The 12543-nt window shown below is 54.3% G+C and carries 14 protein-coding genes; 5 read left to right on the top strand and 9 right to left on the bottom strand.

Going from position 1 to position 12543, the window contains the following annotated elements; genetic code table 11:
* Nucleotides 1-7 precede the first annotated feature (7 nt).
* From argC to coaBC, 5 genes are read right to left on the bottom strand one after another with little or no spacing between them, the layout of a single operon-like run.
* Nucleotides 8-958, bottom strand: coding sequence for an N-acetyl-gamma-glutamyl-phosphate reductase (gene argC, locus ACFOSD_RS04135; RefSeq protein ID WP_380693233.1), 951 nt, complete (start codon nt 956-958; stop codon nt 8-10).
* Complete coding sequence (gene slmA / locus ACFOSD_RS04140; RefSeq protein ID WP_380693231.1) at nt 958-1572, bottom strand: nucleoid occlusion factor SlmA; 615 nt, start codon at nt 1570-1572, stop codon at nt 958-960. The genes argC and slmA overlap by 1 nt, the downstream gene beginning before the upstream one ends.
* Complete coding sequence (gene argB / locus ACFOSD_RS04145; RefSeq protein ID WP_380693229.1) at nt 1569-2483, bottom strand: acetylglutamate kinase; 915 nt, start codon at nt 2481-2483, stop codon at nt 1569-1571. Before argB ends, slmA begins: the two co-directional genes overlap by 4 nt.
* A 33-nt stretch (nt 2484-2516) precedes the next feature.
* On the bottom strand, nt 2517-2978 hold the full coding sequence (gene dut, locus ACFOSD_RS04150; protein WP_380693226.1) for a dUTP diphosphatase: 462 nt from the start codon (nt 2976-2978) through the stop codon (nt 2517-2519).
* A 6-nt stretch (nt 2979-2984) separates the two neighbouring features.
* Nucleotides 2985-4187, bottom strand: a complete 1203-nt coding sequence (gene coaBC / locus ACFOSD_RS04155; protein WP_380693224.1) for a bifunctional phosphopantothenoylcysteine decarboxylase/phosphopantothenate--cysteine ligase CoaBC — start codon at nt 4185-4187, stop codon at nt 2985-2987.
* Between the two features lie 77 nt (nt 4188-4264).
* On the opposite strand from coaBC, the gene radC reads away from it, so the two are divergent.
* The 5 genes from radC to ACFOSD_RS04180 all read left to right on the top strand — a co-directional run bounded on the left by radC (nt 4265) and on the right by ACFOSD_RS04180 (nt 9524).
* A complete protein-coding gene (gene radC / locus ACFOSD_RS04160; protein ID WP_380693222.1) occupies nt 4265-4939 on the top strand; it encodes a RadC family protein in 675 nt (224 codons plus the stop codon).
* A 460-nt stretch (nt 4940-5399) separates the two neighbouring features.
* Complete coding sequence (gene rpmB, locus ACFOSD_RS04165) at nt 5400-5636, top strand: 50S ribosomal protein L28 (protein ID WP_380693220.1); 237 nt, start codon at nt 5400-5402, stop codon at nt 5634-5636.
* Nucleotides 5637-5647: 11 nt separating this feature from the next.
* Complete coding sequence (gene rpmG, locus ACFOSD_RS04170; protein ID WP_304995604.1) at nt 5648-5806, top strand: 50S ribosomal protein L33; 159 nt, start codon at nt 5648-5650, stop codon at nt 5804-5806.
* Between the two features lie 158 nt (nt 5807-5964).
* Entirely contained in the window at nt 5965-6777 is an 813-nt protein-coding gene (gene mutM / locus ACFOSD_RS04175) for a bifunctional DNA-formamidopyrimidine glycosylase/DNA-(apurinic or apyrimidinic site) lyase (RefSeq protein ID WP_380693218.1), read from the top strand.
* A 116-nt stretch (nt 6778-6893) separates the two neighbouring features.
* Complete coding sequence (locus ACFOSD_RS04180; protein ID WP_380693216.1) at nt 6894-9524, top strand: DUF2339 domain-containing protein; 2631 nt, start codon at nt 6894-6896, stop codon at nt 9522-9524.
* A 4-nt stretch (nt 9525-9528) separates the two neighbouring features.
* On the opposite strand, the gene ACFOSD_RS04185 is transcribed toward ACFOSD_RS04180, so the two are convergent.
* The 4 genes from ACFOSD_RS04185 to lptM are packed head-to-tail and all read right to left on the bottom strand — an operon-like array spanning nt 9529 to nt 12489.
* Nucleotides 9529-10215 (bottom strand): DUF484 family protein, encoded by a 687-nt coding sequence (locus ACFOSD_RS04185; RefSeq protein WP_380693214.1) that lies wholly within the window; start codon nt 10213-10215, stop codon nt 9529-9531.
* Nucleotides 10208-11065, bottom strand: a complete 858-nt coding sequence (gene dapF / locus ACFOSD_RS04190) for a diaminopimelate epimerase (RefSeq protein WP_380693212.1) — start codon at nt 11063-11065, stop codon at nt 10208-10210. Before dapF ends, ACFOSD_RS04185 begins: the two co-directional genes overlap by 8 nt.
* Nucleotides 11065-12324 (bottom strand): diaminopimelate decarboxylase, encoded by a 1260-nt coding sequence (gene lysA, locus ACFOSD_RS04195; RefSeq protein ID WP_380693210.1) that lies wholly within the window; start codon nt 12322-12324, stop codon nt 11065-11067. Before lysA ends, dapF begins: the two co-directional genes overlap by 1 nt.
* A gap of 54 nt (nt 12325-12378) precedes the next feature.
* Nucleotides 12379-12489 carry an LPS translocon maturation chaperone LptM gene (lptM, locus tag ACFOSD_RS04200; RefSeq protein ID WP_380693208.1) on the bottom strand — a complete coding sequence of 37 codons (111 nt, stop codon included), beginning with the start codon at nt 12487-12489 and terminating at the stop codon, nt 12379-12381.
* Between the last annotated feature and the right edge of the window lie 54 nt (nt 12490-12543).

Consider the following 12543-nt stretch of genomic DNA (forward strand, 5'->3'; position numbering starts at 1 on the left):
AAGATGCTCAGAGCGAAAGCTGCTCGGGTAACCCCATCATAATGTTCATGTTCTGCACCGCTGCACCGGATGCGCCTTTACCTAAGTTGTCGAGGCGCGACATCAACAGTATGCGTTCGCCGTGGCCAAACACAAAGATTTGGTTCTGATTGGTCCCATTGGCGGCCTGTGGGTTAATAAAGCCACCATCCACGCTGCCTTCGACATTGTAGGGCTGCACCTGAACAAAGGTGCTATCTGCGTAGTGTTCTGCCAAGGCATCACGCACGGCTTCGGCGTGCCGGTTTGGCATCGTTAATTGCGCGGCATGCAGGGGTACCGTCACAACCATGCCCTGATAAAACGGCCCAACCACCGGCGTGAACACCGGTGGCAAAGCTAAACCACACACGGCCTGCATTTCTGGTAAGTGTTTATGGTTCAGGTTTAGCCCGTAGTGCGCTGGCCCTTGCAAACGCGCGCGCTGCTCGGTATCCGCGTCTTCATATTGTGCGATCATGGCTTTGCCGCCGCCGCTGTAACCGGTCAAAGACTGACAACTTAACGGTGTTGAAGGGTGCAATAACCCGCGTGCCACCAAGGGGGCAACCAACAGGTTAAAGCCGGTGGCATGGCAGCCGGGGTTGGCGACACGTCGACTTTGCGCAATGCGCTGCCGTTGCTCTGCGTTGATTTCTGGTAAACCATATACCCATGCTGGGTCTGTGCGGTGCGCGGTACTGGCGTCAATCAACCGGGTGGTGTCGTTGGTGACCAGTGCGGCGGATTCTTTTGCAGCCGAATCGGGTAGACACAAAAAGGCCACATCGGCGGCATTTAACAGCGCCTGGCGGGCATCCACACTTTTGCGCTCGGCAGGATCGATCTCCAATAGGGTGACTTCAGGGTGCTTGTCCAAGCGCTCTTTAATTTGCAGCCCTGTCGTACCTTCTTGCCCATCCACAAACACTGTAAACACTATACCGACTCCTGAGATTGCGAGGTGAAACCAAAAATTGCCGCCGACAATAATGGCCATTGTTCGTCCCAGCCCACGGTAGGACGTTTCTGAAACTGACTGCGTACAAACTGCGCGATACGGCCTTCGGCCGCCGCCAGCATTAAATTGGCGGTTAACGCCGGGTCGATGGGTGATGTCCAGTCTTCGGCGAGACTGGCCTCCCGCACAATCTGTTTTAACTGCAATTCTATCCGATCAAAAAATTGCGCAACGCGCTGACGCAAGCGATCAACTTCACCGGCCAGGGCATCCCCCACCATGATGCGGCTCATACCAGGGTTTCGCTCGGCAAAGGCGAGCAATAGGCTGAGCACGGCGTAACAACGGGCTTCAGCCCTTGGTTCTTCAGCTAGGATTCGATTAATCCGCGTAAAAATGGTTTCTTCGATGAACTCGATCAAACCCTCGAACATTTTGGCTTTACTGGGAAAGTGTCGATAGAGCGCGGCCTCTGACACCCCCACCTGCTCCGCCAATTTAGCCGTGGTGATTTTATGCCCTGCACCCTGTTCCAGCATTTCAGCCAGTGCTTGCAGGATCTGCTCCTTGCGCGAAATACCCTTGGTCGTCATGCGGGGGCATCACCTCGATCGTTACTGATTAATGTGCCCACACCTTCATTCGAGAACACTTCCAACAAGGTAGCGTGCGCGACGCGGCCATCGATGATGTGCGCACTGTGTACCCCGGCTTTAACGGCATCCAAGGCACAGGCAATTTTTGGCAGCATGCCGCCATATATGGTGCCATCGGCAATGAGGGCATCCACTTCTTCGGTACTTAAGCCGGTCAGGACATTACCGGCCTTGTCCTGCACACCAGAAATATTGGTCAATAGAATCAATTTTTCTGCCTGCATGGATTCCGCCAGTTTACCGGCCACCAAGTCGGCATTAATGTTGTAACTGGTGCCGTCTTTACCCACACCAATGGGTGCCACGACCGGAATGATGTCATTTTCCAACATCAAGTTAATCAGGCTAGGGTCAATGTGTTCGACCTCACCCACATGGCCAATATCAATGATTTCCGAGCTTTGCAGATCGGGCGACATCTTGCGCACTTTCATCCGTTTGGCCCGAATCGTGGCGCCGTCTTTACCCGTTACGCCCGCCGCGCGCCCACCGTTCTGATTGATCAGGTTCACGATCTGCTTGTTGACCAGCCCACCAAGCACCATTTCTACAACATCCATGGTTTCTTCAGTGGTGACACGCATACCGTTCACAAATTCAGACTCGATGTTCAAGCGCTTCAATAAGTCGCCAATTTGTGGGCCACCGCCGTGCACGACGACCGGATGGATGCCCACCGTTTTCAGCAACACCATGTCGCGGGCAAAGCTGTCTTGCAGGGTGTCGTCAGTCATGGCGTTGCCGCCGTACTTGACCACCAGTACCTTGCCAGCAAACTTTTGAATGTAAGGTAAGGCTTCACTGAGAACCCCAGTGAACACCAAAGCGTCTTTTCGTGTGAGGGGCATGATGTGCTTTTCCGTAATACGTTGCGGTTAGAATCAATGTTTGCCGGTATGACCAAAGCCACCGACACCACGTTGTGAAAGACGGAACTCCGTCACGATATCAAAGCGGGGCTGTAACACCGGAACAATCACCAACTGGGCGATACGCTCACCGACTTCAATGGTGAAGGGTTCGCCACTGCGGTTCCAGCACGACACCATAAGCTGGCCTTGATAGTCGGAATCAATCAACCCAACCAAGTTGCCCAACACAATACCATGCTTATGGCCTAGCCCGGAGCGCGGCAAAATCATCGCGGCGTACTGCGGATTTGCAATATACATCGCCATACCAGTCGGCAGTAACTCCGTTTGCCCCGGCTGCAAAGTTAGAGGTTTCTCCAGACAAGCCCGTAAATCCAATCCTGCCGACCCGTCCGTAGCGTAAGTTGGCAGAGGTATGCTGTCGCCCAGCCGGGGGTCCATGATTTTCAATTGTACTGCGTGTAAACTCATGCGTGCTCAGTCCTTCATAAAGAGCGCCAGTAGTGCACCGGCGAGTTGAGATTTGCTTTGTTGTGGCAGGTCAAACTGCTGGCCATCTCGCCCAAACACCACCACTTGATTGTCATCGCTATTGAACCCGATATCGCTGCGACTCACATCATTGGCCACAATCCAATCGAGGTTTTTGCGCTGCAGTTTATCCTGCGCGTAATGCACCACATCCGCTGTTTCCGCCGCGAAACCGACGACGATGCCGGGGCGCTGCTCGTGACGGGCGATTCGAGCAATGATGTCGGGATTTTCAGCCAACTGCAGCGTCCAACCGGTTTGGCCGGACTGCTTTTTATGCTTCTGCGTTTCGGCGTTCGCCACATGATAATCGGCTACTGCCGCAGCGCCAATAAAGAGGTCGGCGCGGAGGGCCGATTTCTCCGCGGCCTGAGCCATTTCACGCGCTGAGGTTACGTTTATCCTCGTTACGTTCGTCGGCGTGGGCAAAGTCACCGGACCGCTGATCAATGTCACATCCGCACCCATGCGCGCTGCTTGGTCAGCTAAGGCATAACCCATTTTGCCAGAGCTGTGATTGGTGAGATACCGCACCGGGTCTATGGCTTCTCGCGTTGGTCCGGCCGTAATGACTACCCGCTTCCCGGACAAAAGAGCAGCGTCCGATTTGAACTTCAGTAAACTCTCGACGATGGCCAGTGGCTCCATCATACGACCCGCACCCACATCACCACAGGCTTGTTCACCGGATTCTGGTCCCAGCCATTGCGGGTGGTAGAGCGCATCAAGTTGTTGCACGTTGCGCTGCGTGGCCGCGTTAGCCCACATCTGTTGATTCATCGCAGGCGCTATGGCCAGTGGCGCCGAACTGGCCAGTACTACCGTGGTCAAAAGGTCGTCCGCCATCCCGGCATTGAGCCGGGCCAGCACATTGGCCGTGGCCGGAGCGATTAGGATTAACTCCGCCCAGCGGGCCAATTCAATATGCCCCATGCCTTGTTCAGCTTGCTCATCCAGTAACGCCGTGCGAGTAGCGCGCCCGGTTAATGCCTGAAACGTTAACGGCGTAATAAAGGCTTCCGCGCCGGCCGTCAAAATCACCTGCACCTCTGCACCGGCTTTAATCAAACCACGCGCCAGCTCGGCACTTTTATAGGCTGCAATGCCACCGGGCACCCCCAAAACGATACGCTTACCGTTGAGATTCATGCTGCTTCCTCTTGCACTTCATTCGTCATGCAGGAACAATGGCGACGAAAGGATAAATTTCGATAAGGATACGCGAAATGTCGATAAAAAGCTGGCCTGAAGGTGAACGGCCGCGGGAAAAATTACTTTCCATGGGCGCCCAGGCACTGTCTGACGCCGAACTCCTCGCTCTGTTCTTGCGTACCGGCTTGCCCGGCATCAGTGCGGTTGATTTAGCTCGTAAGCTGATTGCCCAACACGGATCACTTGGCAGAATCCTACAATTAACCCGCCCGGCTTTTTGTGCTAGCCCCGGCCTCGGTGATGCCAAATTTGCGCAACTTAATGCGGTGTTGGAAATGGCCCGCAGGTATTTGCAACAGGGACTCAATGATGCGCCCGTATTTACGCAGCCTGAACATGTGAAATCCTATTTGCAGGCGCAACTGCAACACCGCAGCCGCGAATGTTTTGCCGCACTGTTCCTAGACAACCAACACCGCCTGCTGGCGTTCGAACCTCTGTTTGAGGGCACCATAGACTCCGCACCCGTGCACCCGCGCGAAGTGGTGAAAGCCGCGTTAACCCATAATGCTGCGGCGTTGATTATCTCGCACAACCACCCCAGCGGCGTGGCCGAACCCAGTCACAGTGACCGCATGATCACCGAGCGCTTACAAAAAGCTTTGGATTTGGTGGATATACGGCTACTCGATCATATTGTCGTGGGGTGTGGGGAGACGGTGTCGTTTGCCGAACGGGGCTGGCTTTAATAGTAGGAAGCCACTTTTTTGCCTGGCCAGATTTTCGCCTCCGTGGTTTCGGTAGCGCGTTTCAAAGCTGGAATGGATGAATGGCACTGCTCTATCGGTTGAGTCATGGGGCAGGCTCTAGGAAAAGGGAACGTGGGAGGCAGGATGCCGACCCCGTAGCGACCCACGGATGGGTTCAAGCGGTCCCGGCTCCTAGAGCCTGCCCCTAACTCAACCTTGCGACTTGTCTCGCCAAGAAGCTTTATATGCTGAAAGCACAGAACTTCTTGAATTCCAAACACCTGTCTGGTATAAAGCGTGCTCTTTTTTAACGGGTCCCGCGCCCTGCGCATTATTTCAGGGTGCTTCTGCGAAGGCAGCTAACACGCGCGACCGGAAATAAGTGGATTACGACGTGCCGTTCCATGCCGGGGCGGTCCGAGCAAGAATCAGGCGAGCCCATAGTCGGAGGCAATACAAGATGTCCAGAGTTTGTCAGGTTACAGGTAAACGTCCTGTAACAGGTAACAACGTATCTCACTCAAATCGGAAAACGAAACGCCGTTTTCTGCCAAACCTGCATACCCACCGTTTCTGGGTTGAAGGTGAGAGCCGCTTTGTAAAGCTGCGTGTATCTACTAAAGGTATGCGTATTATTGATAAAAACGGCATCGAATCGGTGCTGGTCGATCTGCGCAAGCGCGGTGAGAAAGTCTAAGGAGGCCAATGATGCCACGTGATAAGATTCGTATGGTATCCTCTGCGGGTACTGGGTATTTCTATACCACTGACAAGAACAAGCGTACTACCCCCGATAAACTGGAAATGAAAAAGTATGATCCAGTGGTTCGCAAGCACGTTATGTTCAAAGAAGCCAAAATCAAGTAATTGATCTTTGCCTCTAAACTGGTCACTGCTCCTGTGGTGCCAGCATTAAGCATAAAAACCCGGCCTACTCATGTTCGCCGGGTTTTTTGTGTTTACTCGTTTTATACTTCTCGTCGTTTCATTAACTATGTACTGCAATAAAAACCTCAGAGGCGACAATGCCTGAACTGCCCGAAGTCGAAACCACCCGCCGCGGCATCGCCCCACACATCGAAGGCAAACGCTTAACGCAATGGATAGTGCGTGACCATCGCCTGCGCTGGCCGATAGAACCGCAGTGGCCTGCCATAGTAGCCGGGCAAACCGTGCACCAAGTCAGCCGACGCAGCAAATACCTCGTACTGCATTTGGACAGCGGACAAGTCCTCGCTCACCTAGGCATGAGCGGGCAGTTTCGCATTGTGCCAGCAGGCGCAGCCTTGGAAAAACACGACCACTGCGACTGGGTGATGGAAGACGGAACCTTGGTACGCTACCGCGACCCCCGCCGGTTTGGCGCAATGCTCTACACCACAGACTGGCTAGCCCACCCGCTGATCACCAAACTGGGGCCTGAGCCTCTCAGTATCGACTTCGACGGTGACTATTTATACACCCAACTGCGCAAACGGCGCGGCCCGATCAAAACTGCCATTATGGACGCCTCCTTGGTGGTGGGGGTGGGCAACATTTACGCCAATGAAGCGCTCTTTTTAACCGGCATACACCCCACGCGTGCTTGCGACCGCATCAGCCTCGCGCGTGCGCAACGATTGGCGGAGAACATCAAAACCGTGCTGGCCCGCGCCATAGAGCAAGGCGGCACCACGCTGCGCGACTATGTGAGCGCCACTGGCCAGCCGGGCTATTTTCGTATTGAATTGAATGTGTATGGCCGCAAAGGCCAACCCTGCGCGACCTGTGCTACACCGCTGAAAGAAATCCGCCTCGCGGGACGCAGCACCGTTTATTGTCCACATTGCCAACACTAACCTGCGCTAGACTGGGCGACTGAAGTGTAAAGCGTTATGATGGCTGCCACAGCGCTTTGCAAGGTAGTCGGCGCGGAAGATCTCTAACGGGCCAAGAGCCCAAAAAGGATGATTAAATGGACAGCGAAATTCTGTTTTTCGTCGCCATATTGCTGGTGCTATTTTCCGGCAGCATTATGGGCTGGGTAAACCACTTCACGGTTCGGCGCTTAAAACGTGAAATTAACGCCTTGCGCGACCAGCTGGTGCACAATGTAACCAAAACAGCACCCGCAGAGCCGGTAACACCTAGCCGAACCGAAGCCTCTGTTTCTCCCGCATCTTCTGTTCTAACCGCCCCAACTGCCTCAGCCATACCAACGTTCACCCCGCAAGTGCAGACAACGTCGGCACCCAGTTCAGTATTTGAACCACCTGTAGACACCCCGCCACCCGCATGGTGGGAACATCTTAAAACCCATTGGATGGTATGGCTCGGTGCCATTTGCGTGGGGTTGGCCGGAATATTTCTCGCCGCCTATTCGATTGAACAAGATTATTTAGGCCCAAAAACTCGCATCAGTCTGGGCTTATTGACCGGCCTGTTGTTGCATGCGGGTGCAGAGTACCTGCACCGCCGTTCGTCACAACGCGAAGAAGCCTCTGCCGGATTAGCGGGAGGGGGCAGCGTTACGTTGTATGCCGCATTGCTGGCGTCGGTACATCTTTATGAACTTTGGCCCACCGGTTTAGTATTTGTGTTATTGGCGGTGGTGTCCCTTGGCACCATGGCGTTAGCACTTAGGCATGGCCCTGCGCTTGCGGTAATGGGTATTGTAGGAGCATACGCCGTACCCGCCTTACTGGCGGAAGATAGAGGTGATATACAGATTTTGCTCGGCTACTGCTTGGTTGTGGCTGGCGCAGGGTTTTGGTTGTTGAGTCGCGTGTATCGAACCTGGTTGTTATGGCTCACCCTTGGCGGAGCATTATTGTGGTGGTGGTTAGCCTTATCCATGCATAACGATCATATCGCCATACTGCTTTATCTCGTAGCACTGGGGCATTTAGCACAGGTCTTGCCACTTGGCTGGTGGCTTCGTGCTAGACAATTCCAAGACAACCCTAGTTGCAGCAGCATTGCTTCGTTTTTTACCTTTGACAGTTCAATCAGCCGAGACAGAGTGCTTTCACTGGTAACGGTGATAGTTGCTTTTGCCTTGACTATGCATATCGGCCATCACAGCTACTACGCACCTTCAGTATGGATATTGATGACGTTAGTGGTCTGGCATATTCATTCACAGGACAACGCTTTTAAGCTGATACCATGGTTTTGGGTCACCACCTCATTAACTGGTCTGATTTTAGGGCACCTTTATTGGGGGCCATTCTGGCCTTCACTACCCATCAGATTCGGTGAACCCAACAACGTAACCATGCTGTATCTGGTTTTGATATTCCTAAGCGGTTATGCCTATTGGGCACACCACCCTCGACAGGTAAATCTCTATCCAGCCCTAACTCTATCGCTCGCTACACTTACCCCCTTATTGTGTCTCTCGGTGCTCTGGTTATTAAACCCTCATGGTTTCGACGCGTGGTACTGGGCAGCTGTATGTGTGGGGTTGGGTGCATTTTACGCCGACCGCGCCCGTCGGCGCTGGCAAACAGTGGCCGATGCCCAAGTTGTGTGGTGGTTTATTGCGGCGCACGCGGCCTATTCCCTTGCGGCGGTCATGGCGCTATCACAAGCGAGCCTTACCCTAGCGTTGGCCGTGCAAGTGGCTACCATTGTCTGGCTGATGCAACGCTTTGAATTACCGTTATTGCGTTGGTTGCTGCGTGCCGTGATGACCGTGATCATCGTTCGCCTGACCCTCAACCCTTGGTTGCCCGAATACGCTACCAGCAGCCGTTTAGCGGGTGATACTTGGGTGTTCTGGACCTACGGCGGCACTTTGGCGCTTGTTGCCCTGGCGCGCTGGTTAGCGACCGGCTTGAAAGATACCCAGCGCTGGCTTGAAGGTGCCATGCTGCACGTACTGGTGTTGTTCATTGCCGTGAGCGTGCGTTATGCCCTATACGATGGCGACGTGTTCGTAGCGCGTTACACCTTTACCGAAGCCAGCCTCTACACCAGCCTGCTCGCAGCCTTGGGTATTGTGTATGCCATACGCGCCCGCCGTGCTGATGCCAGTGCGGCCTTATTGCGCTTAGCGGCCACCTTGTTGCTTAGCGCCTCGGTAGCCCAGTATCTTTGGTTAGCGGTGGTGAAAAACCCTTTATGGCAACGCATCGATGCGATAAGCAGCACCCCCATTGCCAACCTCTTATTGCTCAGTTTCGGCTTACCGGTATTGCTGTTCGCCCTTGCCTCCCGCTGGGGCGTAGCTGAACTGCGCCGTGTTATGAGCCTGATTGCCGCCGGAGCCTTGTGGTGGTTTGTCACCTTAGAAGTCCGGCACCTATGGCATGGCCGTTTATGGTGGCAAGGTGCGATAAAAGATGGCGAGCTTTACAGCTATTCATTGAGTTGGTTGGTGCTTGCTGTAGCGGCCATGTTATTCGGCGGCTGGAAACAACATCAAGACGCCTATCGCGGCGGCATGTTGTTATTAGTGGTAGTGATTGCCAAGCTGTTCTTGCTCGACCTTAACGACCTGACCGGACTCTGGCGCGTGCTGTCGTTTATGGGCATGGGGCTGTGCTTGATCGGGCTCGGATGGGTGCATCAGGTGATGTTGCGGCGGCGAACTACAGCATAGTCCCTCACTCCGGCGGCGTTAACCAATGCAACGCAAGGCGGCTGGTCACTTCGGCAACGTAGGTGAGAAACAGGGTGTCCATACTGGAGCGGAAGTAGTCGGGGTCGTGCGTGGCAAGGGCAAGAATGCCGACCACACGGCCGTCATGCACCAAGGGTGAAAGGGCGACCGAGCCAACATCGCTGGCGATGTCAGGGCCGTACAGCATTTCAGCGACTTCTGGGGCAACTTGGCCGCAGTACGACTTTTTTTGTTCCAATACGGCGGGCAAATGCTGGCTTAGGTTGTCGGCGTTTCCGGGCATCATTTCTGATGCGCCGGTTAATAACCAGCTTTCCAGCGCGACGACGCGTACGTAATCAACGTCGAAATTAGCCGTAAGGCTGCTGCGCATGGCGGTGAGCAGACCATTCCAACTGCTGGCGTCCAGCATGGTGAGCACCAAGGCACGCAGACGTAAAAAGAGGTGATCATTGTCGCGCGCGATGGCGATAAGATGTTGCAGACGTTCACGGTGGCTGTTGAGCTCTTTGCGCAGCAGGTCGTTTTGTTTTTCCAACAGCGAGATGGCTTGGCCGCTGTGGTGGTTAATCCGCATGGCTTTCAGCAGGCCTTCTCGACCTTCAAAGAAATATGGGTTGTCACCTAAGAAGGCTTCTACTTCTTCAGCCGAAAGCTGTGTGTTAACCATCCTGCCCTTCCTCCCAGTCTACGGTGCCATCGAATACGAAGGTGGCTGGCCCGGTCATGTACACCGGGTGCCCTTCACCGGCCCAGCTTAACGTTAATTCGCCACCGTTCAATTGTAAGGTAGCATGGGTATCCAATTTATTTTGCAGTCGCGCCGCGACCATGGCCGCACAAGCGCCGGAGCCGCAGGCCAGAGTTTCGCCCACGCCACGCTCGTAAACCCGTAAGCGACCCACCTGCCGGTTAATGATTTGCAAAAATCCGACATTAACACGCGCGGGAAATGCCTCATGACTCTCCAGCAGTGGCCCCAGAACAGGCACTAGACCGCTGTCTACGTCATCCACCAGTAACACGGCGTGCGGGTTGCCCATAGAAACGGCAGACAATTCGACGCTGTGCTCCGGGTCATCATCCAGTGTTACCCGGTATAGCGGCTGAAAGTTTTCGGCCTTGAAAGGAACGTCCGTCGGCTGCAAGCGCGGAACGCCCATGTTTACCCGCACCATGCCGTCGTCCTGGAGGTGCAGTTCAATAATACCGCCAGCAGTTTCGACGCTGATCACCGAACTGCTGGTCAGGCCTTCACGGGCGACGAAGGCGGCAAAACAACGCGCGCCATTGCCACATTGTTCTACTTCATCGCCATCGGCATTAAATATCCGGTAGCGAAACGATACTTCGGGCCGCGTTGGCGGCTCGACGATCAAGAGCTGATCAAAGCCAATGCCGAAATGTCGGTCTCCCCATGCTTGCACCATATCCGAGGTAATGTGGACATCCTGCCGCACGGCATCGATGACCATAAAGTCATTACCGAGCCCGTGCATCTTGGTGAAATGAATGCGCATCAGTGCAACCCTTCTTCAAGCGCCAACAAGTCATCCAGTGTTTCGCGGCGACGCACCAAGTGTACTTTATCGCCATCGACCATGACTTCGGCGGCGCGCGGACGGGTGTTGTAATTGGATGCCATGACGAAGCCATAGGCACCTGACTGCATAACCGCCAGCAAATCTTTCGGCTGTAAATTCAAGGCGCGGTCTTTGGCGAGAAAGTCGCCGGTTTCACAGATGGGCCCGACAATGTCCCAGTGTTTCAGTTCACCTGCATCGGGCTCAGTCCTCGGCACCACAGGCTGCACCCGCTGCCAAGCACCGTAGAGTGCGGGCCGCAACAAGTCATTCATGGCGCCATCCACCACCGCAAAATTCTTTTCTTCGCCTTCCTTCAATAGGGCAACTTCGGTAACGAAGATTCCGGCATCACCCACAATAGAGCGCCCCGGTTCCAGCACTAAGGCCAAGCCCCGACTGGCTAAACGCTGTTTCAGAAAGTCGATGTAGCCTTCAATATCCGGCGCGGTTTCATGGTCCTGATAGCTGATACCCAGTCCGCCACCCATATCAACATGACGCAGTTGAATGCCTTGCTCGGCCAACCGGTCGACCAGCGCTAAGACGCTGTCCAGCGACTCCGCCAAGGGCGCAATGTCGGTCAATTGGGAGCCGATATGGCAATCAACACCCACCACGTTGATGTGGGCTAAATCCGCCGCACGCGCATAAAAGGCGTCGGCTTGCTCTATCGGAACACCGAATTTATTGGCTTTTAATCCGGTCGAAATGTACGGGTGGGTACCGGCATCAACATTCGGATTGACGCGCAAGGAAACGGGGGCAACCAGACGCAACTCACTGGCCACAGCGTTGATCAGTTCCAGTTCAGGGTAGCTTTCGACGTTAAAGCAATGAATGCCAACGGCCAGGGCGCGCGCAATTTCGTCTTTCTGTTTGCCGACGCCGCTGAATACAATGCGGTCGGCTTTGCCACCGGCTCGCAGTACGCGTTCTAATTCACCGCCGGACACAATATCAAAACCTGCCCCGGCTTCTGCTAAAACGGCCAGCACTCTTAGGTTAGAGTTGGCTTTTACGGCATAGCAAATGTGTCCGTCATAGTCGCCTAAAGCATCTTGATAACGTTGATACTGTTCAACCAGTGCTTGTTTGGAATACACATACAACGGGGTGCCGAATTGACGCACCAAATCCGGTACGGCGCAGGCTTCGGCGTGCAAAACGCCATGACGATAAACAAAAGCACTCATGACAGGGGCCATTTCTCCATTTTGGCTGGCCAACGCAGGCCGTTGGCACAATAGTTAGGGGGTTGATTGCAAGGTTTCACGCGGTTCGGGCAAGGTAAGATCGGTTTTGTATCCGCACCCTGTCAGCAGCAAGCAGCCGAAGATTAAGCCAATGAATACGCGCATGCCAAAAACCCTGTTTCAACGTGCGCTCAGTATAAAGGGTTTATGCGCCTAACG

Origin of the sequence: Salinispirillum marinum, assembly GCF_042650105.1 — a bacterium.
GTDB classification, from domain to species: Bacteria; Pseudomonadota; Gammaproteobacteria; order Pseudomonadales; family Natronospirillaceae; genus Salinispirillum; species Salinispirillum marinum.

What these genes read in the sequence shown, in the direction of transcription:
- dut (WP_380693226.1), bottom strand. Translation starts at nt 2,978, where the DNA reads ATGAGTTTACACGCAGTACAATTGAAAATCATGGACCCCCGGCTGGGC.
- lptM (WP_380693208.1), bottom strand. Translation starts at nt 12,489, where the DNA reads ATGCGCGTATTCATTGGCTTAATCTTCGGCTGCTTGCTGCTGACAGGG.
- slmA (WP_380693231.1), bottom strand. Translation starts at nt 1,572, where the DNA reads ATGACGACCAAGGGTATTTCGCGCAAGGAGCAGATCCTGCAAGCACTG.
- ACFOSD_RS04180 (WP_380693216.1), top strand. Translation starts at nt 6,894, where the DNA reads ATGGACAGCGAAATTCTGTTTTTCGTCGCCATATTGCTGGTGCTATTT.
- rpmB (WP_380693220.1), top strand. Translation starts at nt 5,400, where the DNA reads ATGTCCAGAGTTTGTCAGGTTACAGGTAAACGTCCTGTAACAGGTAAC.
- dapF (WP_380693212.1), bottom strand. Translation starts at nt 11,065, where the DNA reads ATGCGCATTCATTTCACCAAGATGCACGGGCTCGGTAATGACTTTATG.
- coaBC (WP_380693224.1), bottom strand. Translation starts at nt 4,187, where the DNA reads ATGAATCTCAACGGTAAGCGTATCGTTTTGGGGGTGCCCGGTGGCATT.
- rpmG (WP_304995604.1), top strand. Translation starts at nt 5,648, where the DNA reads ATGCCACGTGATAAGATTCGTATGGTATCCTCTGCGGGTACTGGGTAT.
- ACFOSD_RS04185 (WP_380693214.1), bottom strand. Translation starts at nt 10,215, where the DNA reads ATGGTTAACACACAGCTTTCGGCTGAAGAAGTAGAAGCCTTCTTAGGT.
- lysA (WP_380693210.1), bottom strand. Translation starts at nt 12,324, where the DNA reads ATGAGTGCTTTTGTTTATCGTCATGGCGTTTTGCACGCCGAAGCCTGC.
- argB (WP_380693229.1), bottom strand. Translation starts at nt 2,483, where the DNA reads ATGCCCCTCACACGAAAAGACGCTTTGGTGTTCACTGGGGTTCTCAGT.
- mutM (WP_380693218.1), top strand. Translation starts at nt 5,965, where the DNA reads ATGCCTGAACTGCCCGAAGTCGAAACCACCCGCCGCGGCATCGCCCCA.
- radC (WP_380693222.1), top strand. Translation starts at nt 4,265, where the DNA reads ATGTCGATAAAAAGCTGGCCTGAAGGTGAACGGCCGCGGGAAAAATTA.